At 56.7% G+C, this 22,922-nt stretch carries 18 protein-coding genes and 1 riboswitch; of the genes, 10 read left to right on the top strand and 8 right to left on the bottom strand.

The features are described from left to right. Positions 1–59 precede the first annotated feature (59 nt). Positions 60–1,397, bottom strand: a complete 1,338-nt coding sequence (locus K9B37_RS19925; RefSeq protein WP_224315282.1) for an Hsp70 family protein — start codon at positions 1,395–1,397, stop codon at positions 60–62. A gap of 186 nt (positions 1,398–1,583) precedes the next feature. Here K9B37_RS19925 and K9B37_RS19920 point away from each other — a divergent pair, with 186 nt between their 5' ends. Then, on the top strand, positions 1,584–3,944 hold the full coding sequence (locus K9B37_RS19920; RefSeq protein WP_224315281.1) for a Tex family protein: 2,361 nt from the start codon (positions 1,584–1,586) through the stop codon (positions 3,942–3,944). A gap of 38 nt (positions 3,945–3,982) precedes the next feature. Here K9B37_RS19920 and K9B37_RS19915 read toward each other — a convergent pair whose 3' ends face one another. The 3 genes from K9B37_RS19915 to solA all read right to left on the bottom strand — a co-directional run bounded on the left by K9B37_RS19915 (position 3,983) and on the right by solA (position 7,853). Further along, complete coding sequence (locus K9B37_RS19915) at positions 3,983–4,585, bottom strand: cysteine hydrolase family protein (protein WP_224315280.1); 603 nt, start codon at positions 4,583–4,585, stop codon at positions 3,983–3,985. Positions 4,586–4,658: 73 nt separating this feature from the next. Further along, positions 4,659–6,434, bottom strand: a complete 1,776-nt coding sequence (locus tag K9B37_RS19910; RefSeq protein WP_224315279.1) for an HWE histidine kinase domain-containing protein — start codon at positions 6,432–6,434, stop codon at positions 4,659–4,661. 204 nt (positions 6,435–6,638) lie between these two features. Further along, complete coding sequence (solA, locus tag K9B37_RS19905) at positions 6,639–7,853, bottom strand: N-methyl-L-tryptophan oxidase (RefSeq protein ID WP_224315278.1); 1,215 nt, start codon at positions 7,851–7,853, stop codon at positions 6,639–6,641. A 111-nt stretch (positions 7,854–7,964) separates the two neighbouring features. Then, positions 7,965–8,069, top strand: a riboswitch (TPP riboswitch). A gap of 65 nt (positions 8,070–8,134) precedes the next feature. Here solA and thiB point away from each other — a divergent pair. The 5 genes from thiB to K9B37_RS19880 all read left to right on the top strand — a co-directional run bounded on the left by thiB (position 8,135) and on the right by K9B37_RS19880 (position 14,410). Continuing rightward, positions 8,135–9,139 carry a thiamine ABC transporter substrate binding subunit gene (thiB, locus tag K9B37_RS19900; RefSeq protein ID WP_224315277.1) on the top strand — a complete coding sequence of 335 codons (1,005 nt, stop codon included), beginning with the start codon at positions 8,135–8,137 and terminating at the stop codon, positions 9,137–9,139. Positions 9,140–9,149: 10 nt separating this feature from the next. Beyond that, positions 9,150–10,724 carry an ABC transporter permease subunit gene (locus tag K9B37_RS19895; RefSeq protein ID WP_224315276.1) on the top strand — a complete coding sequence of 525 codons (1,575 nt, stop codon included), beginning with the start codon at positions 9,150–9,152 and terminating at the stop codon, positions 10,722–10,724. Then, on the top strand, positions 10,711–11,409 hold the full coding sequence (locus K9B37_RS19890; protein WP_224315275.1) for a thiamine ABC transporter ATP-binding protein: 699 nt from the start codon (positions 10,711–10,713) through the stop codon (positions 11,407–11,409). Before K9B37_RS19895 ends, K9B37_RS19890 begins: the two co-directional genes overlap by 14 nt. 230 nt (positions 11,410–11,639) lie before the next feature. After that, positions 11,640–13,952: a putative bifunctional diguanylate cyclase/phosphodiesterase gene (locus K9B37_RS19885; RefSeq protein WP_224315274.1), complete on the top strand. Its 2,313-nt coding sequence runs from the start codon at positions 11,640–11,642 to the stop codon at positions 13,950–13,952. A gap of 164 nt (positions 13,953–14,116) precedes the next feature. After that, positions 14,117–14,410 carry a DUF2218 domain-containing protein gene (locus K9B37_RS19880; RefSeq protein WP_224315273.1) on the top strand — a complete coding sequence of 98 codons (294 nt, stop codon included), beginning with the start codon at positions 14,117–14,119 and terminating at the stop codon, positions 14,408–14,410. Between the two features lie 20 nt (positions 14,411–14,430). Here the strand turns inward: K9B37_RS19880 and K9B37_RS19875 are convergent, their stop codons facing one another. The 4 genes from K9B37_RS19875 to K9B37_RS19860 form a co-directional block, all read right to left on the bottom strand. Further along, positions 14,431–15,537 (bottom strand): ABC transporter ATP-binding protein, encoded by a 1,107-nt coding sequence (locus K9B37_RS19875; protein WP_224315272.1) that lies wholly within the window; start codon positions 15,535–15,537, stop codon positions 14,431–14,433. 26 nt (positions 15,538–15,563) lie between these two features. After that, positions 15,564–16,397, bottom strand: a complete 834-nt coding sequence (locus K9B37_RS19870; protein WP_224315271.1) for a carbohydrate ABC transporter permease — start codon at positions 16,395–16,397, stop codon at positions 15,564–15,566. Between the two features lie 7 nt (positions 16,398–16,404). Further along, on the bottom strand, positions 16,405–17,364 hold the full coding sequence (locus tag K9B37_RS19865; RefSeq protein WP_224315270.1) for a carbohydrate ABC transporter permease: 960 nt from the start codon (positions 17,362–17,364) through the stop codon (positions 16,405–16,407). 64 nt (positions 17,365–17,428) lie between these two features. Further along, positions 17,429–18,718 carry an ABC transporter substrate-binding protein gene (locus K9B37_RS19860; protein WP_439651763.1) on the bottom strand — a complete coding sequence of 430 codons (1,290 nt, stop codon included), beginning with the start codon at positions 18,716–18,718 and terminating at the stop codon, positions 17,429–17,431. Between the two features lie 341 nt (positions 18,719–19,059). Here K9B37_RS19860 and K9B37_RS19855 point away from each other — a divergent pair, with 341 nt between their 5' ends. The 4 genes from K9B37_RS19855 to nagA are packed head-to-tail and all read left to right on the top strand — an operon-like array spanning position 19,060 to position 22,922. After that, on the top strand, positions 19,060–19,977 hold the full coding sequence (locus K9B37_RS19855; protein WP_224315269.1) for a glucosamine kinase nucleotide-binding domain-containing protein: 918 nt from the start codon (positions 19,060–19,062) through the stop codon (positions 19,975–19,977). Next, a complete protein-coding gene (locus tag K9B37_RS19850; RefSeq protein ID WP_224315268.1) occupies positions 19,974–20,756 on the top strand; it encodes a GntR family transcriptional regulator in 783 nt (260 codons plus the stop codon). The genes K9B37_RS19855 and K9B37_RS19850 overlap by 4 nt, the downstream gene beginning before the upstream one ends. 1 nt (position 20,757) lies before the next feature. Beyond that, on the top strand, positions 20,758–21,795 hold the full coding sequence (locus K9B37_RS19845) for an SIS domain-containing protein (protein ID WP_224315267.1): 1,038 nt from the start codon (positions 20,758–20,760) through the stop codon (positions 21,793–21,795). Further along, positions 21,795–22,922, top strand: coding sequence for an N-acetylglucosamine-6-phosphate deacetylase (nagA, locus tag K9B37_RS19840; protein WP_224315266.1), 1,128 nt, complete (start codon positions 21,795–21,797; stop codon positions 22,920–22,922). The genes K9B37_RS19845 and nagA overlap by 1 nt, the downstream gene beginning before the upstream one ends.

Raw genomic sequence — 22,922 nt, 5'->3', positions numbered from 1 at the left:
AGGCTCGCTATGGTTTCAGCCATTTTGCTGCACCTGCGAATAAAGCGCCTTGCCGGGTCTTACTGCAAGAGCAATGTTGCAGTCTCATCCTCGGCAATGGCCCAGCGGTCAGGATTATCCGCCTGCCCTATGAGGGCCAGGCCATAGGCAATGGATTCGAATTGGTCCGCCGATGTCAGGCGGCTTTCGCCAAATCGATCCAGAAACAGACGACGGATTGCAGGAACAAAGGATGTCCCGCCGGTGAGAAAGACCCGATCTATATCTTCCGGCCGAACTCCTGCCGAAGCGATGGCTCTATCGACCGTTCGGGCGATCTGGCTAACCTCCTCTGCGATCCAGCTCTCGAACTGATGTCGAGTTACATCAGCTCGGATATCGACGCCCTCCCCTTTAAAGTGGAACTCCGTTTCTTCATGAGCAGACAGAGCCACCTTGGCCGCTGAAACTGCCCTATAGAGGTCGAATCCGAGATCATAGTCGATAATATCGATGAATTTCTCCAAAGGCGCTGGGTCGAGGGCAACGCGGGCCAGCTCCCGCAACTCCTTAAGATCGCCGCTGCTCTTCATCATAGCGAGCTGATTCCAGCGAGCGAAGTTGGCGTAGTAGTGATTGGGAATTGCAAGGACCTTGCCCATGGAGCGATAGCTTCCACCCTTGCCGAGACGTGGGGAAACAATCTGGTCGACAATGCGGTAGTCGAATGCATCGCCAGCGATGCCGATACCTGCATGGCTCAAGGGTTCTGCCTTCAGAACCCCACCCGACCTCGAGAAACGCATGACGGAGAAGTCACTTGTGCCTCCCCCGAAGTCGGCAACGAGAACGGTTGCATCCCTTTCCAGTTGCCGGGCATAGAAGAAAGCGGCCCCGACTGGCTCGTAGACGTAGTGGGCTTGTTTCGCTCCTAGCGCGCCGAAGGCGGCTCGATAACGTCGCATGGCGAGCGCATCATCCGGATTGAACCCGGCGAACTCCACCGGCCGACCAACCACGACATTTCTGGCCCCAAGTTCGACCGGTGCATTACTGTGGCGTAGCAATGTCCGCACGAAGGTGCCCAACAAATCTTCGAACCGGAAGCGTTCGCGGAAGATTCTGGTTTCCTGAAAGGTTGCACTCGCCGCAAAGGTCTTGAAGGACTGGATAAAGCGGTGTGCAGTTAACCCCTCAAGGAACTGTTCGATAGCCCATGGCCCCCCTTCCACATGGGTTCGAAAGCCGTTTCCATGCCGCTCGTCCCAGAAGCAGAGTGCGGTGGCATAGACCTTCAGGACAGTTTCCCGATGGTCAAAAGTCAGGGCTTCCACGCGACCGGAGGCATCAGCGATGGCCACGACCGTATTGCTCGTGCCGAAATCAATGCCGATGGAAAGATCTTGTGGCGAAGACATGGCGGACCCGGGAGCTGAGGGTAAATGGGCCGGACGGTCTATCCCTCAAGCTGCACGAGGCCAAGGAAAATCTGCTCTCTCAAGAAAAATTTACGTTACGTCATTTCACCCTTGTCAGAGCACTGCCGTTGACCGAGGCAGTGCCAACACCGTAGAAGCCGCGCCTTGTTATCGGGAAAGCGACTCATGAAAACCATCGGCCAGCGCATCGCAAGCGAACTGAATGCCCAGGAATGGCAAGTCCAGGCTGCCATTGCGCTTCTCGACGATGGCGCGACCGTTCCCTTCATCGCCCGTTACCGCAAGGAAGCGACGGGAACACTGGATGACGCCCAGCTGCGCACCCTGGAAGAGCGCCTCCGCTATCTCCGCGAGCTGGAAGACCGGCGCAAGACGATCGTCGAAAGCATACGCGATCAGGGCAAGCTAACTGACGAACTGGCAGTGCAGATCAACACGGCAGACACCAAGGCACGGCTTGAGGATCTCTATCTTCCTTTCAAGCCCAAGCGCCGGACAAAGGCCCAGATTGCCAGGGAGGCCGGCCTCGAGCCATTGGCGGATCAGTTATTGTCCGGCCCCGAGCATGCCCCCAAGGAAACAGCAGAGGCCTTCGTGAGCCCCGAGAAGGATGTTTCCACAGTGGAGGCAGCACTCGAGGGCGCTCGGGCCATTCTGGTCGAGAGGTTTTCCGAGAATGCAGAACTCTTGGGTGCACTTCGCGAGACCTATTGGCAGAGGGGAAGCCTAGCGTCGACGGTCCGCGAGGGCAAAAAATCGGACGGGGTTAAATTCGCAGACTATTTCGACTTTTCTGAACCTCTTGCGAAACTCCCCTCGCATCGGATTCTCGCTCTCTTCCGGGGAGAAAAGGAAGAGGTCCTCGACCTTCGCATGGAGGAGGACAAAGATGCGGGCGCGTCTAACTATGTGAGCTCCTATGAAGGTCGCGTTGCCCTTGCCTTCGGCATTGCCGACAAGGGACGCCCCGGCGATCGCTGGCTGCTTGAAACGGTGCGTTGGGCTTGGCGGACAAAGCTGCGCTTCTCGATCGAGCTCGACATGAAGATGCGGCTTTGGCAGTTTGCCGAAGACGAGGCCGTGAAGGTTTTTGCAGGCAATCTCCGCGATCTTCTCCTTGCCGCTCCTGCTGGAACGCGACCGACGCTGGGACTAGATCCTGGGTACCGAACCGGCGTCAAGGTCGCGGTGGTGGATGCCACTGGAAAGGTCGTCGCGACCGATACGATTTATCCGCATGAGCCGAAACGCCAATGGGACGAGTCCATAGCGGTGCTCGCAAGGCTTTGCCGTGTCCACAAGATCGAGTTGATCGCCATCGGCAATGGCACCGCTTCACGCGAGACCGACAAGCTCGCCGCTGAACTGGTCACAAAACATCCGGACTTGAAGCTGACAAAGATCATGGTGTCAGAAGCAGGCGCCTCTGTTTATTCTGCGTCGGCCTATGCGAGCCAGGAATTGCCCGATCTCGACGTCTCACTGCGGGGTGCGGTTTCAATTGCGCGCCGTCTGCAGGATCCATTGGCGGAGCTCGTCAAAATCGATCCCAAGTCCATCGGAGTCGGGCAGTATCAACATGACCTTGCAGAATACAAGCTTTCCCGATCTCTCGATGCGGTCGTCGAGGATTGCGTGAACGCGGTCGGCGTCGACTTGAATACTGCTTCCGCTCCTCTTCTCGCCCGCGTCTCAGGGCTTGGAGATTGGGTCTCACAGAACATCGTCGCTCATCGCAACGCCAATGGACCGTTTAGAACGCGCAGGGCACTCAACGACGTGACAGGCCTCGGCCCCAAGACCTTCGAACAGGCCGCCGGCTTTCTGCGCATTCCAAGTGGAGATGATCCACTCGATGCCTCGGGTGTCCATCCAGAGGCTTATCCAGTCGTGAGACGTATTCTGGAAGCGACGAAGAGCGACATTAAAGTGCTGATCGGGAACGGATCCGTGCTTAAAGCTCTCAAACCTGCCGACTTTACGGACGACAAGTTCGGCATCCCGACTGTAAAGGATATCGTGGCCGAACTGGAAAAGCCCGGCCGTGACCCCCGGCCGGAATTCAAGACCGCAACGTTCCTAGAGGGTGTCGAGACTCTCAACGATCTAAGGCCGGGCATGATCCTCGAAGGCGTCGTCACGAATGTCGCGGCTTTCGGTGCCTTCGTCGATATAGGCGTACATCAGGACGGGCTCGTTCACGTCTCAGCCCTATCCGACACTTTCGTGAAGGATCCGCGCGCCGTCGTGAAGCCCGGCGACATCGTTCGCGTCAAAGTTCTTGAAATTGATAAGGCGCGTAAGCGCATTTCGCTGTCGATGCGAATGAGTGATCCGGTAGGCAAGGTGTCGCCTCCGCGCGGCGAAGAAAGCCGCTCCTTCACAAAGAACCCCTTGCCGCAAACATCAGGTTCACGAAATGCTAAAAGTGACAAAGAATCTCAGGACGGAGGCGCCCTGGCAGATGCCCTGCGGCGTGCGGGCCTTTCCGGCAGCGTTGGAAAAGGCAGAGGCCCGCGCAGCTAGTTGGCGGGAGACTTTCATAACAGGACCTGGTGATCTTGTCAGTTCCAAGCTGCAAGAAGCATCTCGCTGTCGACAGTCTCGATCTGCTGGCTGAAACGCTTGCTGTAAAGGGATAGTAGGCTGTCGTGACCCTCGTCGGAAGAGCTGCACAAGCCATCCGCGACGATCACGACTCTATATCCGTGGTCGACGGCACCGAGCACGGTCGCCAAGACGCAGACGTCGGTCTCAGAGCCCGTGATAATGAGGGCATCGGCTTGGCGCTTTCGAAGATAATCTAGAAGCTTGTGTCCAGCAAAAGCCGAGTAGACCGGCTTGTCGACAACGGTTGCTGGCGGCACTAGACGAGCGAGAGGCGGCATCAGTTTGAGGAGACGAGGATCGAGATATTCCCGCGTCGCCTGTCGCCAGCGCTCGTAATAGGCACGCCAAGTTCCAGGCATGTCTTCAGGACGCTCAGGTGTAATGAAGCGCGTGAACACGGTCCGCTCGGGGAAACGTTCCGCAATCCGTACGACCGTAGGCAACACGCGCTCCATCCAGGGCGTCGGCCACGGCCCTTCGGTCGAGAAGAGGCGTTGCATGTCGATACAGAGATGGACCGATCTCTCGGTTAGGGCGCCATTAAGCAGAGCAGCCATGAGCAATTCTCGCAATCCCATTCAGAACGGCCACGCGACGTAGCAGTTCCCATAGGCCGCATGTCGGCAGCTCTCAGCCGAAACTTACTGCTCTTCGAACGCTTTCATGGGCAACGGGCAAGGGCAAGCTGATCGTGCACAGCAGGCCCGAGGGCCGATAGTCCAGCACGACTTTTCCTGACAATTCCCGTGACAAACTGCGTTCGATCAGCCGGGAACCGAAGCCTTTGCGGGTAGGTATCTTGACAGGAGGGCCACCTTCCTCTTGCCAATGCAGGACCAAGCCCTTCTCATCCCAGCCTTCGACAAGGTCCCAATGGATGGTTACGCGCCCGCTATCGACTGAGAAGGCTCCGTACTTGACGGCGTTTGTGGACAGCTCATGTAGAACCATCGCGAGCGGAAGAGCGATTCTCGGCGGCACGTGCAGTGCCGGTCCTTCGATAATGAAGCGCTCGACTTGCTCTCGGCGGTAGGGCGCCATTGCTTCCTCTGCGATATCCCGCAGATTCACTCTCTCCCAGTTCTCTCGTGTCAGGACATCGTGTGTTTTCGAAAGCGCGAAAAGGCGCGCCTCAAACGCCTCCCTGGCCATTCTCGGTTCATCGGCCTTGAAGCTCTGCGCTGCAATTGATTGCACTGTGGCAAGGGTATTTTTCACGCGATGATTGAGCTCGTTGATGAGAAGGCGCTGCCTGGCATCGGACTTAGCTCTCTCGACAGCAGCCCACGTTCTTTCCGCGGTATCACGGCTAAGGTCGATCTCGGCCTGCGTCCATCGGCGCGGTGTTCCGCTATGGATGTAAAGAGCTGCTCGGATCTGACCTTCCTTTACGAGCGGTACAAAAATGGAAGCGATACAGTCCAGGGCAGCATAAGCAGCATAGTGTCCTTCTGCGCGCGAATCTGACAGCGCATCATCGAACACCGAGGTCCGCCCGGATTTCAGATCGGCACAAAGAACGGGACCGAAAGCTCGCAACGGATGACGACCAGGCACATCCGGTAAATCGTCAGCGTGCCAATCCACCAGCGTTGATAAAACCATCGTCGTATCGTCCACGTCGCCATAGCCGACACGATCGACCCCGAGATGCTTTCCCAGCGCTTCGGCTACGGTCATGAGAATCTCGTCCGGACGCTCCAGATCGCGGATCTTATCACTCAAGGAGAGGAGAAAGCGCTCACGAACCTCGCTGTCCTTGCTGGATGTGATGTCGAGATTGACGATCACGGTCCGAACCGGTTTCCCGGTCTCGTCCGGAAGCGACTGGCCGCGCATAAGCAGCCATCGGGTCGAGCCATCCTCTCTCACGATGCGATATTCTGCAGCTAACGGATCAAGCGTGCGGGAAAATCTCCGCACTTCCTGTTCCATCCAGGCTTTATCATCGGGGTGTATGAGCTCACGCCACACTTGGGACAGATTGGCATTCGCCGTTTCGTGATCGAGACCAGCGAGCTGAAACATCTGAGCGGACCACGAGATTTCACCGGTCAGATGGTTCCAATCCCAGATCCCAAGGCCAGCCACATCCTGTGCAATCTGCAACCGCTCTTCGCCTTCACGCAGCACCCGCAGGACACTCTCCCGCTCCGCCTCACGAAGGCTCAGTTTGGTTGCCATATCGTTGAACGCCACACTGAGGTGGCCGATGGGCGTATGGGGATTAAAGACCTTGACGCGCGTCTGAAGGTCTCCCTGTCGCCAGCGATCAACGGCTTGATTGAAGGCGGATAACGGTCGCTGTGCGGAGATACGCCCGGCGAACCAAGCCACGACAAGGGTAAGGATCCCTAGGAAGGCATAGAAAATCGCCTGTCCGCTGTATATCGGCAACTCTTCCATCAGCAGAACCTACGATGCCGTTCCTGTCGCATGCCGAAGGCATGCCCATCAATAGACCGCCCGTTGGGGGAAGCAAAGCAGCAATCAAACCTTGATCGGCGACCGGATCAACACGCCCCACCAATATAGGTTTATTATCCCACAGCAACTCTACCCGACCAGCAAAGATTGCTCACATTGCCAGCGTCAGAAATATATAACATATCATGAATATGCCTTACAATTGCATGATTCGTGGCTCCAACGGAACCGCGACAAGGCAAAGGGAGACAGGTCGATTTGGCTTTGTCCCTCGACGATCACCTGAGCAGCCGCTTCACCGACAGCCGCCGAGTGCTTGAAGCCATGACCTGAGCATGGAGAGACAACAAGGATCCTGTCATTCTCTGGATGCCAGTCGATCAAGAAGTGCGAATCCGGGGTCACTGTATAGAGGCATGTCAGAGATTTTATCGACTCCGAGCCGACGCCTCTCAAGCGTCCTCTCAGATACGCGCGATACATGGCCTCGGGCTCTGCGGGATCAACCGCACGCGTCACGGTCTGCGGAGTGGTCACTTCGTCATATTGCTCCCCGGCTGTCTTCATGGACCCCGAGCCCGGTAATGACGGGAAGCCATAGAAGAAGTCTTTTGGGTCCGCGCTGGGCGCCCAGATGAAGACTGGGCTATTAGCCCAGGCAGAGGTCATGTCCTGGGCAACCGGAAACCAGTGCATGACCTGCCGGCTCGGAGAAAGAAGCCTATCGAAGGGCGCTCCGAGGAGTTCTGGCGCCCAAGGCCCCGCTGAGACAATGACTTTGGATACGTGAACGATGCCTTGGCTTGTCGTAATTTGGACCCCATTGCCGACGCCCGTCAAAGAAAGCACGTTCGTTCCGAAATGCAGATCAGCACCGAAGTCTTGAGCTCTTCGAAGTTGAGCCGCGACACAACGCTCCGGATCTAGATATCCACCTCCAGGCTCGAAATATCCGATTTCGCCATCCTGCGGCATGAATTGCGGGTAGCGAGCCCGAATCTGATCTGCTCCATGGATTTCATGGGAGATGCCGTAATCCTCAGCAGCTCGCTTGGTGGTCGCAAGGAAGCTCGTGCGGATCGGACCATTCGTTGCCTGATCCATTCTGCCGATAATAAGGCAACCCACCTGCTTCAGAAGCCTCTCGCCTGTTTCTCCTTCAAGCTCTCGCCAGATCTCGTTGGAGCGCAGGGCTAAAGGCACATATGCCGCCCCCTCCCCGATCGCCTGTCGCGTAATTCGCGTCTCACCATGAGTTGAGCCCCGGTCATGGGGCGGAGTGAACTGGTCGATACCAAGGACTCGCACGCCCTGCTTTGCCAATTGGTAGAGCGCCGCGGATCCCATGGCCCCCAGTCCAACCACGGCGACATCCCAGCCCGGTGTATGACCCGCCATCCATCCCTCCATACCAAGAGTATCATTCCAAGCAGATTTTCATCTCCACAGCAACGAAGGCCCCAAGCTGGCAAGGCGCTTGTTCCCTTTCTGGAACTGCTTTAGAAACAGGTTCGTCTCACGGGGAGCCCTCAAGGGCTGAGAGGTAGCACAGCTGCCGACCCGTCGAACCTGATCCGGGTCATGCCGGCGGAGGGAATGAGCATGCACTCTTGCAGAACATCTGCGTCTCGTGCGCGCTGTCGCCGACTCGGCCGGTCTTACGCATGGGAGCCCTTCTGATGTTCAGCCGAATTGTCTTTGCCCTTCTGTCATCCTTCCTTGTAATCGGTACAGCTCTGGCTCAGGCGAAGCCCGTACTGACGGTCTATACGTACAGCTCCTTTGCGGGCAAATATGGGCCAGGGAAAGCTGTGAAGGAGCGCTTCGAGGCTGCCTGCAACTGCCAACTCGAATGGGTCACGGCCGAGGATGCCGGTAGTCTCCTAGGCCGCCTGCGTTTGGAAGGGACCAACACGAAAGCCGATGTCGTTCTAGGCCTCGACATGAATCTGGCCTCGGAAGCCAAGTCCCTGAACTTGTTTGCGCTCCACGACATGGACCTGAGAGGCCTATCGCTGCCGGTCGCTTGGACGGACGATACATTCGTCCCCTTCGACTGGGGCTATCTTGCGTTCGTCTATGATACAACCATGCTCGCCCAGCCACCGAAGAGCCTGAAGGAGCTGGTAGAGAACCCGAGCGGCCCAAAGATCGTCCTGCAGGATCCCCGCACAAGTGCTCCTGGTCTCGGCTTCCTCCTTTGGATGCAGAAAGTTTATGGCGACCAGTCCGGCAACGCTTGGACACAGCTGAAGCCTCGCATCGTCACCTTCACCAAGGGATGGTCCGAAGCCTACGGGCTCTTCCTGAAAGGCGAAGCGGATATGGTGATGTCCTACACCACATCGCCCGCCTACCATGTCTCCGTCGAGAAGAAGGATCAGTACAAGGCGGCCGCCTTCGAAGAAGGACATTATCTCCATGTCGAAATTGCCGGCCTGACACGGACCACAAAGCAGCCAGAACTTGCGAAAGCGTTTCTGGCTTTCTGCTTGTCGGATTCCTTCCAGTCGACGATGCCGGAAGGCAATTGGATGATGCCGGTCAAGACTCCTCAGTCCGGTTTGCCGCAGGCCTTTCAAGATTTGATTCAGCCCCAAAAGGCTTTGCTCTACACGCCCGACGAAGTGCAAGAAAACCGCCGTGCCTTCGTGGATCGCTGGCTCAACGCGACGGCCCGATAGAGCCGGTGTCATGCGGCTCAGGCAGCTTCATCTTGGAGACGCGACGACCTTCGCTATCGTCGCGCTCGTTGCATGTGGCTTCGTCTCTCTTCTTCGCATTGGCGACGGGGGAACAACCCTTATCTCCATAGGTCCTTATCTCCAGCGGGTCCTTATTTTCTCTTTTGTTCAGGCCGGATTATCGACACTCCTTTCCCTCGGACTCGGTATTGCTCTCGCCTTAGCCTTGGCTCGGCGGCAGTTTCCCGGGAAGGAGGCCCTCCTGACGTTTCTGGGCACGACGATGGTCATTCCGACCATCGTGGCCGTATTTGCGGTCCTTGCCGTTTATGGCCGGAATGGCTGGGTCGCTCAGAGCCTCAAAAGCCTGGGCTGGACGGGGAGCATCAGCATATTCGGATATCCAGGTATCCTCATCGCCCATGTGTTTCTGAATGCTCCCTTCGTAGCCAAGGTCACGCTCGACGGACTCAATCTGGTTCCGGCGGAGCAGTGGCGCCTTGCGACGAGTCTAGGGTTCAGCTCGGGACAGATTTTCCGCCATCTTGACTGGCCCGCCCTCCGCGCAGACCTCCCTGGTCTCGCCATCCTCGTATTTCTTCTGTGCTTCAAAAGCTTTGCCATCGTGCTGGCCCTAGGAGGCGGGCCGAGTCGGGCGACCTTGGAAGTTGCAATCTATGAAGCTCTCAAGGTCGATTTGGACTTTGCACGTGCGGCTTGGCTTGCCCTGTTGCAGGTCGCGATTTGCGTAATCATCGCCCTGGCTCTGCATGGAGTTGTTTCCCGCCCGCCTGCCGCGACGACCTTCCGTGGTCCGATGCAGCGCGTCGATGCCGCTGATTATCGTCTTAAAATTCTGGACTCCGTTATCCTGCTGTTCGGTCTTCTGTTCCTTGGTCCTTTGGCTCTTAGTGTACTGGTCGGACTTGGGAGCATTCCAGATATCCTCGATTTGGATCTTGTCGGCGCTCTTATGACGAGTTTGACGATTGCAGCGATTGCGGGCTCCCTGGCATGCTCGCTTGCCTTGGCGATCGGTGCCGCTGTGCGTCATCATCGAATTGCTCAGGCATCTCCCCGCTGGGCTGCACTGCTCGATCTCGTTCCAAGTGCCTTGCTTGCCATTCCACCCTTTGCACTGACAGCCGGCCTTTTTCTGCTGATCAGACCTTGGATCGATCAAGCCAGAATCGGTCTGATCCTCCTTCCTGTCGTCAACGGCCTTGGAGCACTTCCTTTCGCCTACCGCTATATAGCACCGCGCCTTATGCAGGCCGAAGAACGATATGGGCGCCTATCTGAGTCCCTCGGCATGAGGGGCCTTGCCAGACTTAAAATTGTTGATTGGCCGATGGTGCAGCGCCCCCTGGCATCGGCGTTTGCACTGACCGCGGCATTGTCATTTGGCGACTTCGGGATCATCGCTCTCTTCGGTGGCCCGAAGCTCCGAACTTTGCCCTATCTTCTTTACGAACGACTGGGAGCTTACCGGTTCGAGGAGGCCTCCGCCCTTGGGTTGATCATCCTCACTGTGGCCTTTCTTCTCGCTCAGGTATCAAGTCGACTGTCTCATGCTCACGATTGAGAATTGCCGCCTAACTTGGCCAGACTTCACCGCGGACTACTCCCTCACGATCGACGAAGGAACTCTTTGCGCCGTCGCCGGGCCTTCGGGAGGGGGCAAAACAACTCTGCTGCATATGATCGCCGGATTTGAAACACCGGAATGCGGAAGGCTCACCTATCGCGGCAGAAACCTGTTGCCCCTGCCTCCATCGCAGCGGCCCGTCGCGATCGTTTTTCAAGACCATAACCTCTTCCCGCACCTCTCTGTCGCCGAGAACGTTGCACTGGGGCTAAGACCATCTTTGCGCCTAAGCGCCGCGGAGATGACGGCGGTTCTGGAAATGCTGGATGCAGTAGGGCTGAGGAGCTACGATCGACGCAAGCCCGGGGACATGTCGGGAGGTCAACGCCAGCGTGTTGCTTTGGCCCGCGCTCTCATCTCGGGACGGCCGCTTATTGTACTGGATGAGCCCTTCAGCAGCCTCGACCCTCAACTCCGACGCGACATGATCCGTCTTGTCGACACACTGCGTCGCAAACGGAATGTCACTGTCATTATGTCGATCCATACACCGGAGGATGTGGCAGATGTTGCGGAGCAGATGGTTCTGATCATTGACGGCAAGGTAGCCGTCAACGGATCGCCAGCTAAGGTTGTGAGCTGCATTTACGATAGGGGATCTTCAGCGAAGCCTACGAGTTAGGAAAGGCAAGTATCTGCTGAAACAGTGATGTCATCGAGCATCAAAAGCGTCATCTATGCTCTGGGGCCCCCATCGAGAAAATCGGTCAAGTCAGCAAGATTCGGGCACCTAACTGCGCCAAGCTCGCCCTTTTGGACAAAAGACGTTATCCTTCTTGAGCTTAACCGGATTTCCTGGCAGGTTTCGCTTGCACCGGCCGAAGAACCAGACGTTAACTGGATAATGGACCCTTGTGTGACCTGATGCCAGAAATGTCCCATCAACCCCTGACTTCATTTGGAGGCGAGTTTTCCGATCCGGAGCGGGAGGCAACCTTCCAGGCCGAGCGCCTGCCGGAAACGCTACGGCATGTTCGCCTGCTATTCCTGCTTTCCACATTCCTTAATACGCTCTTCCTCATAAGTGACTGGCGCTTTTCGGGAACACCCCATTTCTACGTTGCCGTCCCTGCGCGTCTGATCGTGATATTGATCGCCTTAGCGTGTCTTTGGTGGGTTCAAAAAGCTAAAAATTTCCGCGACGCCCAGGCGTCAATGATCACATGGGAATGGATCAACGCAACGGCCGTCGCTTTTCTGGTCACTTCGCACAGCGATCTCGCGCTCTTTGTCGTCCTTCTATTGCCTTCGATTTACTATTTGGTCGTGCCGACGGCGTTCCAATGGTCGGTGATATCCGGCATCTTTTGCAGCACCGTGTTGTTGATGGGCTACCTATATGCCGAACCAACTGGCGGCCCAGTCATCGGTCTGACCCTTGCGATGATCATGTTGAACTTCGCGCTATTTCTTGTGCTTGCACGCTCAAACCGATTGCGGCGGATGGAATGGGCTGCGACTCAGGCTGAGCGGCGCGCCAATCAGGAGCTCATCGAGAGCCGCACAATGTTCGAAACGATGTTTAAGACCGTTCCGATTCCCTTGGTGGTTGTTCGGACGGATGGCGTCATCGTGGACTCAAACGAAGCAGGCATCCGCTATTTCGGCGCGCACTGGACAGCTCTGGGCATTCAGTCGATCGACGAGATCTATGTCGATCCAGAAGATCGAGTGGCTTTTCTCAGGGCCCTGAAGAGGAATGGTCAGACGCACGACTTCGAGACCAGGATCCGTCTTGCGGACGGCTCAATCCGCACCGTTCTTCTGGCTGGCAAACTGATGGACATTCGCGGCGTCCCCCATATCATGTCGGCTGCCGTCGATATTACGGAGCGCAAGGCTTCTGAGGAGAGATCCTGGCGCGCAGCGAGTCACGATGCACTAACTGAGCTCCCTAATCGAGCGCTGTTCCAGAGCCGCTTCGAACAAGCCCTAGCAGAGGCTGAGCGGCAAGGGACAGGAGTTAGTCTGCTTCTGATCGATCTCGACAATTTCAAGGCCATCAACGACACACTCGGTCACGATGCCGGAGACGTGCTCCTGAAGGAGGTCGCAGAACGCCTACGTCGACTGGCGCAGGACCACGATACAGTAGCAAGACTGGGAGGTGACGAATTCGTTTTCGTGGCTACGAATGCCGATTCTCTCGTCCGCGCTCGCGCAATTTCGGAGCAGATCATAGCCGACCTTCGGCAGCCTATTCGTCATGGGGACGAGACGTTCTCCTGTCACGTCAGCATCGGCATCGCCTGCTTCCCGGCACATGACAGCAAACCATCCGAGTTGATGAAGGATGCTGACCTTGCACTCTATGCCGCCAAGGCCAGAGGCAGGAACTGCGTCGTCATGTATACGCCAGACATGCGCCTCCACATCGAGCACAAGGCAAGTGTCACGCGTGGCATTCAGGAAGCCCTGCAATGGGGACAGATCGTTCCCTTCTATCAACCGAAGATCGAGCTGGTGACCGGCAGGGTGGTCGGCTTCGAGGCTTTGGCGCGCTGGCGCCACCCGCAATATGGCCTTCTCACACCGGCGGCATTTTCCAGCGCCTTTGAGGACCCGGAGCTATCGATTGCCGTAGGCGAAAGCATCATCAGGCAGGTTGCATCCGATGTCCGTCGCTGGCTAAGCCAGGGGAGCGATTGTGGTCGGGTGGCTGTGAACTTGTCATCTGCCCAGTTCAACTGGATCGGCCTCGCGAAGCGCTTCCTTGAGGTTCTCCAGGCTGCTGATGTCCCTACAAATCGTCTGGAAGTAGAAATCACAGAAACAGTTTTCATGGGCCGCAGCGCTACGCATGTCGCCAAGGCCCTTAAGCAGTTTCACGAAAGCGGTATTCGAATCGCCCTCGACGACTTCGGAACCGGATATGCCTCTCTCATCCACCTCAAGCAGTTCCCTGTCGATGATATCAAGATCGACCAAAGCTTTGTAAAGGATCTGGAAAACGACGCGGACAACGCCGCCATCGTTCTTGCTGTTATCGAACTAGGATTAAGCCTGGGCATGGATGTGATTGCCGAAGGTGTCGAGACTGTCGAACAGGCGCAGTTCTTAAAGGCCAAAGGCTGCCAACAGGCACAAGGCAACTTTTTTGCACATCCGATGGCCGCAAAAGATGTCCCAGGTTTTCTACAGAACTGGACTGTGCCACCGGTATGATTCATTCCATCTTAAATCGTACGTTATAACGATAACAAATGTTTATTTTCGAGCAACTTAGCAAAAAATCTTGATTGAAATTTCTTCCTCACATAGGGCATTTTGGAAAAGCCGGGTCAATCGCTTATCGCTGCACTGCTGAAGCTGGGGTTTGGGGAAGAGAAATGGCAGCTTTGAGGTCGGAGGCCAGTATTGGAACGGAGGTGCCCGACCGGTATCTGGTGCAGCTCTGCAAACAGTTTGAACACAGCATTTCAGCAACCTACTCCGGTAGCAAGGGACGTGCTGAATTCGAGTTTGGGCACTGCACTATGCAGGCCTCAAAGCGTTACCTGACGTTGATTGTAGAGGCAGAGGACGAGCAATCACTCGCCCGGATGCAGCACCTGATCGGACTACGCCTGGAACGTTGCATGTGGCGCGAGAAGCCGGTGATAAACTGGGTTCGCAGCACCTGATCAACCAGACCGCATTTCTCCTAGAATCCTTCTACAGGTCGGACCTCTACCTGTATTGAGCAACCTGACGCATCAAAGACATGTATTGTTTTCGGCGCCAAATGCGCCGTGTAGCGCGAACCGGTTGCGACTTCCACGTCGCCTGAAGCACGCACAATGACGTCATCTCCGGTCTCAAGCTTCATATACACGTAACTCGCTTCTCCGAGCCGCTCCACGGCGTCGACCTGTCCATCCAGCGCGATTGTACCGTTTCCCGGCTCCGCCATATGCTCTGGCCGAACGCCGATCGTGACGCTGTCGCCTACCTTGAGCGCCGTTCCTAGATATTCGATGTCTATCTCAGCCCCTGCGAACCTTAGTGACAAGCGGCGGCCAGACACAGCTTGGACTTCTCCCTTGATGAAGTTCATGCGCGGAGATCCGATGAAACCTGCAACGAAGAGATTGCAAGGTCGGCGATAGAGGTCCAAGGGCGCCCCGATCTGTTCAATGCGCCCATGATTGAGAACGACAATTTTGGACGCCAAGGTCATAGCTTCAACCTGGTCGTGGGTCACATAGATCATGGTCGCACCAAGCTCCTGATGGAGCTTGGCGATCTCGATCCTTGTATTGACCCGCAGAGCCGCATCGAGATTGGAAAGCGGCTCGTCGAAGAGGAACACGCTCGGGTTCCTCACAATCGCACGGCCAATAGCGACCCGTTGTCGTTGCCCGCCAGAGAGTTCCCTTGGTTTACGATCAAGGAGAGCAGAGAGCTTTAGAATTTCTGCCGCCTGCCTAACACGTCGATCGACCTCGGCCTTGTCAGTTTTCGCGAATTTCAGCCCGAAGGCCATATTCTTGTAGACGGACATATGAGGGTAGAGCGCGTAGGACTGGAAAACCATCGCGATCTTTCGGTCCGCAGGGGGTAGTTCGTTGACGCGCCGCCCTCCAATCCGAATTTCTCCGGTACTTACCGGCTCAAGACCTGCGATGATACGCAAGAGGGTGGACTTGCCGCATCCGGACGGTCCTACGAAGACAACGAATTCTCCGTCGTCCACGGTCAGGTTGATATCCCGTAGAATGTCCACGGGACCAAAGGATTTTGCGAGACCGTGGAGAGAGACATCAGCCATGGCATTGGACCTGTCGAAGAAATGTCCTATTTGACTGCCCCGGCCGTCAGACCACGGACGAGATAGCGTGAGAACAGAAGATAGAGAACGAGAATCGGTGCAATCGCCAGCGTCAACGAGGCCAGAACTGCATTCCAGTCGGTGACATATTGGCCGATGAACTGTTGAACACCGAGGGTGATTGTTTGCTTTCCATCTCCGGGCGACAGAATGAGTGGAAACCAGAGATCGTTCCAGATCGGCACCATCGTGAAGACTGCCACCGTAGCGATAGCCGGCTGAATCAAAGGCAGAATGATACTGCCGAAAATTCTATATTCGCTCACTCCATCGCAACGGGCCGCGTCTCGTAGCTCCCTGGGAATTTGTTGAATAAACTCACCGAGAATTAAAACTGCCAGGGGAAGTCCCTGAGCGACATACACGAGGATAAGTGCCGTTAGAGTATTGACCAGGTTTAGCTCCACCATCATCCGCAGAATGCTCACGCTTCCCAAACGGATCGGAACCATGATGCCAATCGCAAGGTAGAGCCCGATGATCGTATTGCCGCGAAACCGATATTCCGTCAGGGCCCATGCAGCCATAGCGCCGATGAGCACAATGAGGCCGAGAGATACAACCGTAACCGTCAAACTATTGAGAAAATAGAGACCGAAATCCGATTTGGCGAAGACTTGATCGAAGCCGATGGTCGTGAAGGTTCGAGCGTCTGGAAAACCGAGAGGATCGGCAAAGATAGCCCGCCGTGTTTTGAATGCATTGAGCAGGATCAGCAGGATTGGCCCAAGGGCTATAACGGTATAGAGGATGAGAGCCAGATGAACCAGAATGCGGCTTGGCCTGATAGGTCGGTTCATGACACCCTCAAAACATTTGCCTCTGCAAGCGCCGCTGCACGCCGAAGAGATAGATCAGCACTCCCATCAGAATGATGATCAGCATGGCGGTTGCAACCGTGGCCCCCATGGTGGGACTTCCGACCTGAAGTTGATAGCCGAAGAACGTTCTATAGAAGAACGTGCCTAAGATATCGGTTGAGAAGTTGGGGCCAGCCAGAGCACCCTTGACGGCGTAGATCAGATCGAAGGCATTGAAGTTCGCCACAAAGGTCAAAATCGAGACGACGCCGAGTGTTGGTAGGATGAGCGGCAAGCGCACGAACCAGAATATGCTGAACGGACCCGCACCATCGACTGTCGCAGCATCAAGGAGATCATCCGGAATGTTGATGAGCGCCGCATAGATCAACATCATCGGGATACCCACGAACTGCCAGACGGAGATCAAGGAGATCGTGATCAACGCCGTCGATTCCTGTCCTAGCCACGGACCGAACAAGCTCCCGAGGCCAACTGCTTTCAGGAGATTCGGAGCAATTCCCCAAAGTGGATTGAGGATCAATTGCCAGACGAATCCTATGATCACTACGGACAGCATCGTCGGCAGGAAAATCAGTGTGCGATAGATATTTCCACCCGTCAGGCGCGGCAGACTGAGCAGCATCGCAAGTCCGAGGCCAATCCCATTCTGAACCACCATATGAATGGCGAAGAAAATCAGGTTGTTGCGAAGCGCATTCCAGAAATGAACAGACCAAGCCGGATCGGTCAGCAGCGTCTGGAAATTGACAAGCCCCACAAAATGCTGGGCACCCGTTTGATCACTCGCATAAAGGCTAAGACGGATCGTGTCGACCAGCGGATAAATAGAGAAGACCGAATAAATGAGCAGCGCCGGCGTCAGAAAGACTGCAACGTGGATTGGAAAGCGCGAGCGTGCCGTCGCGACTTCTAAAGGAAATGTCGATTCGAGGGACGTCGTCATCGGAATCGCGCTCGGTTCAAGAACGAGCAGATCGCCTATCGACGATCTGCTCATCGATAGGCAGCTATTTCTTGTGCGGCTCGTACCAGCCAGCAAGGCCATCCTCGGCCTTCTTCGCCGCTTCTTCAGGCTTCATGGTCCCATTAAGAACCTGAGCACTGACATTCCAAAGCTCGTTCTCAAGATTGGGCGTTCCACGGGATAGGATCTGGTAGGAATTGCGGATTGAGCTTTCGCATGTGCCGCGCCAGCCAACGAACTTTGCCGCGACCGGATCCTTCACCGTGACCTTTTCCTTGGTAAGCGGGAAGAAACCCGGCAGGGCATTGGCGTAGATGTCGGCGAACTCAGAAGACGCAATCCAGCTGAGGAAGGTCTTGGCAGCCTCGACATTCTTCGATTTAGCATTGATACCGAGCGCGATATCCGTGTGATCGCTGATGTAACACTTGCCCGAAGCGTCCGAAACTGGCGGAGCGAAAGCGTCGAACTCAAAGTCGGCCTGCTTCCGGAAGATGGGGATATCCCATGATCCTGCCGGGTAGATGGCAGCTCGTCCCAGCGTGAACAGATTCTGCGTGTCGGGATACTTCTGGGATTTGAAGCCATCGCCCATATAGGGTGCCCAGCTCGCAAGCTCCGCGAACGTCTGAACGTAAGCAGGGTCGGTGAACTTCTGCTTACCCTCGATCAGAGCCTTTCGGCCCTCTTCCCCCTTCCAGTAATTCACGCCGATGTTCTGGAAGCCCATCGTCGCGGCTTCCCACTGATCGGCGGTACCCATGGCGATAGGAGTATATTTTCCGTCTGCTTTGATCTTGTCGAGCACCGCATGAAACTCGGCAACGGTCTTAGGTGGCACCAGCTTCAATTCGTCGAAGATAGCCTTATTGTAGATGAATCCGTGAATAACCGAGGCCATCGGCATACAGAATGTCGTCTTACCATCGTCCGTCGACCAAGCGCTCTTAGCGACGTCCGAAAAGTTCTCAATACCCTTCACATCATTGACGGCGATCAGTTGCCCCTTCTTGAAAAGGTCGAGAGAGGCATCAAACGGCCGACACGTAATAAGATCGCCCGCCGTGCCTCCTGCTAGACGAGCATTAAGGGCAGCGTTGTACTCGGTTGGTGGATCTGCTTTGAACTGCACCTTGATATTCGGGTATTTCTTGTTGAAAGCGGGGATGATCTGGTTGTTCCAGACATCTGCGTCGTCATTGCGCCAGCTTTCGATGGTCAGTGTCTGCGCCGATACTGCAGAGGCGAATGCCAGGGTAGACGCGGCGACCGAGGCTGCTGCCAGCAAGAACCTCGTCCGCCTCAAGATAGTTTTGGTTTCAAGAAGGATCATCGTCGCTTTCCTCCAACAGGCTTCAGGGCGCCTGCACGGCCCGGTCATCGATTCCCTCGCCTTATCCGTGCAGGTTTTCCTGCATTCTCAATGCCGTCCAGCGGGTTAGCAGACTGTCCCACCTGAACGTACTGTGGACAAGTGACCTTATATTGGTATCGCTGCCAGCCAGAACGGGCAAGGTCTTCGGAAGCCTCATCCCTAGAACCATTGTCCTATTTCGACAGCGCCCCTAGGTATGGCGATCATACCATGCTGTCCGTAGAGTCTGCAGAGGGGGCACGAATTTGCGCCCTTCACGAACTGGACATTAAGTGGCATTGTAAGCTGGAGATTAATGGTTGAATCACCCCAGCCCGATGAAGATGACCAATTCCCTATATCTTGGCATTGACGGCGGCGGCACCAAATGCCGTGCGCGATTGCGCGATGGGGATGGCAATCTGCTTGGCGAGGGAGCTGGCGGCCCATCGAATATCCGGCTCGATCCCAATCTGGTCTGGGAGTCGATCCTGACCGCGGCTCAAGCAGCTATGGACACTGCTGGCCTTGCCGAATCCGACATGCGTGCCATTCATGCCGGAATGGGTGCTGCAGGCGCCGGACAATCCAGTGCGGTTGAGCGGCTGATGTCGCGGCCTCACCCTTTCGCATCATTCTCCATGGATACCGATGCTCATGTTGCTTGGCTGGGCGCCTTCGGTGGTCATGACGGAGCAATTCTGATCGTCGGGACCGGTTCGTGTGGTTATGGCGTCATCGGAGGTGAGCGGCGCTACGTCGGCGGCTGGGGCTATGAAATCTCCGATGAAGGAAGCGGCGCTGCTATTGGGCGTGAAGCCCTAAGGCGAACAATCTGGGCTTATGATGGACGCTGCCCATCGACAGCTCTGTCAGAGGCAATCCTGAAAGGGTTTGACGATAGTCCTGAGGCAATTGTGGACTGGGTTGGCAAGGCCCGGCCTGCGGACTATGCCCGCTATGCCCCACTCGTCCTCGACCATGCGCTTCGACGTGATCCGCTCGGCATTGCCTTGATTGAAGAGGCTGCGGGACAGATGTCGCAGATTGCAACCCGCTTACTCGACCTTGGGGCTCCCGCGCTGTGCCTGTTCGGTGGATTGGCCGAGCCGTTGCGCGCTTGGCTCTCGCCGCCTCTTCAGCAATCTATCGTGCAGCCGCAGGCGGATGCCATGGATGGAGCCATTCTCCTGACGCAGCAGATGAAGGGACAAACATCGCTACGGAGGCGCCGATGAGCGATCAGATGCCCGAAGCGCTGTCGCTTGCCTCTCTCGATGAGAGCAATCCAACACCTCTGTATCTGCAGCTGCAGCAATCCATCGAAGAGGCGGTCCGCAAAGGAGCCATCAAAGCGGACGATGCCCTGCCTGGCGAGCGGGATCTCGCAAAGCAACTGGGCGTCTCCCGCGTCACGGTGCGTAAGGCTATCACTGGTCTCGTCAAGAAGGGGGTCCTGGTTCAGCGTTGGGGATCCGGTACCTTCATTGCACCGCAGATGCGGCTGGAACAACCTCTGTCGCGGCTTTCCAGCTTCACCGACGACATGTCGGCACGCGGTCTCCCATCCTCAGCGATCCTGCTCAGTCGATCGATAGGACAGGCCTCGCCGGCCGAGTTGATGGCGCTCGGCCTTTCTCCCGGCGACGAGGTGAGTCGGGTCAACCGTCTTCGCCTCGCGAACGGCGTTCCCATGGCGATTGAACATGCGGTGGTTCCGAGCCGTTTCCTTCCTGACCCATCTCTCGTCAAGCAGTCGCTCTATGCTGTCCTGCACGAACAGGGTGTCATGCCGACCCGCGCTCTGCAGCGGCTTCATGCAGTACTCCTGTCCGACGACCAAGCCTCGTTGCTCCAGGTGCCCTCCAAGAGTCCTGCACTCTACATTGAGCGCCGCTCGTTCACCGGAACCGGCGAAGCTGTCGAATTCACTTCGTCTTATTACCGAGGCGACGCCTATGACTTCGTGGCAGAGCTGACCATCAGCCCGCCTGACCGGATCCATCAAGATGCCTGATATGAACCATACATTACCCACAGCAATGCTCCGCGAGGCGCGCGAGGCGCCACAAGTCGTAGCTCGCCTCCTTGCAAGCAATGCCGCCTTGTGCCGCGACCTCGGTGCCCGTCTGCGCAAGGCACCGCCGCCCTTTGCCGTCACCTGCGCCCGCGGCAGCTCCGATAATGCCGCGACTTTCGCCAAATATCTGCTGGAGATCCATTCCGGTCTCGTCACCGCGTCGGTCGGGCCCTCGGTCACCTCGATCTACGAAGCACGCCCGCGGATGCGCGATGCGCTGTTCCTCGCCGTCTCTCAATCCGGTCGCAGTCCAGACATTCTCAATCTGGCGCAAGCCGGGCGGGATGACGGTGCGCTGACGGTGGCGCTCGTTAACGATACGACATCGCCACTGGCCGGCACCTGCGAGATCGTTCTTCCCCTTCATGCGGGACCAGAGAAAAGTGTTGCAGCAACAAAGTCCTTCATCGCTGCGCTCGCGGCCGCAGCGCAGCTCGTGGCATATTGGTCCGAGGACCAGGAATTACTGACTGCCCTTGAGAGTCTTCCCGAGGCCCTCGAGCGGTCCGCTGCTCTCGACTGGTCGGCAGCGCTTCCGCTGTTGACCGCAGCGGACAATCTCTTTGTCGTTGGCCGCGGCGTCGGCTTTGCGATGGCACAGGAAACAGCACTGAAACTTAAGGAAACGTCCGGTATTCATGCTGAAGCCATGAGTGCAGCCGAACTCATGCATGGTCCTTGGACCCTGGCCGGCGACCATTTCCCCGTCTTGGTCCTCAGCCAGCGGGATGAGACTCTCAGTGGCGTCAACGATCTCGTGACGAAGCTGAAAGATCAAAACGTGCCCGTTATCGTGGCCGGCGCAGCTGAAGGACCGGCGGCAGTCATGTTGCCATCCCTCGAAGGGCTTCATCCATTCATTGCGCCCATCGCCCTTATCCAGAGCTTCTATCCGCTCGTGAACGCCATTGCTCAAAACCGCGGCAGGGATCCTGACAATCCGCCTCGCCTACGCAAAGTGACGGAGACCGTCTGATGACCTATGCGTTGACGGGAGCCCGCATTTTCGACGGCGACCACATGCTGGACGATCGGGCCGTGGTCGTTACCGGCGGACGGATCGCTGCGGTTCTCTCTGAAAAGAACCTTCCGGCGGGAATTGAACGGCGCAAGATCGAGGGCCTTCTGGCGCCCGGCTTCATCGACGTACAGGTCAATGGCGGCGGCGGCGTTCTCTTCAACAATGTCCGCACCATCGATGGTCTGCGCACGATCGCAACGGCACACCGCAAGTATGGCACGGTTGGTCTTCTGCCCACTTTCATCACCGATACCCGGGAACGGATGACCGAAGCGGTCGAAGCCATGCGGGCAGCCCTCGCCGCGCGCGTGCCAGGCGTCCTCGGTATCCACGTGGAGGGGCCCTTCATCAATCCTGAGCGCAAGGGTGTCCACAATCCGGCCTATATGCGTCCAATCGAGCAGGAGGACATTGCGATCCTCACATCATTGCCCGAAGGACGCATCCTTCTGACTCTTGCCCCTGAGAAGAACAGCCCCGAGGACATCTCGAAACTCGCTGAGGCCGGCGTTCTGCTTTGCGCTGGGCATACAGCCGGAAGCTACACGGACATTATGGAAGCCTACAGCCGAGGCTTGCGAGGGTTCACCCACCTCTTCAATGCGATGCCGCCGCTTGTGGGGCGTGACCCTGGACCGGTCGGCGCGGCACTCGATACGAAGAACACGTGGTGCGGTCTCATCGTCGACGGGCACCACGTTGACGACGCCTCGCTTCGCGTTGCGATTGCAGCCAAGGGAACGGATAGAATGATGCTGGTGACCGATGCCATGTCGGTTACCGGAACCGATCTTGAGAGCTTCGATCTTCACGGGCGTACGATTTATCGCAAGGATGGGCGGCTTACGACTGAGGATGGGACCCTCGCCGGTTCTGATCTCGACATGGCAAGCGCCGTGCGGAACACGGTACATCGCCTTGGGCTATCTCTACCTGACGCCTTGCGCATGGCGTCTCTTATCCCGTCCACTTTCCTGCGCCTCGACCATGAACTGGGTCGGATTGCGGCAGGCTACCGTGCAAGCCTCGTATTGCTCGACAAGAACCTTGAAGTTCGACAGACTTGGATTGATGGCGAATAG

It is taken from the genome of Microvirga puerhi (assembly GCF_020089865.1).
Classification (GTDB): Bacteria; Pseudomonadota; Alphaproteobacteria; order Rhizobiales; family Beijerinckiaceae; genus Microvirga; species Microvirga puerhi.
This window is presented reverse-complemented; position numbering and strand designations above follow the sequence as displayed.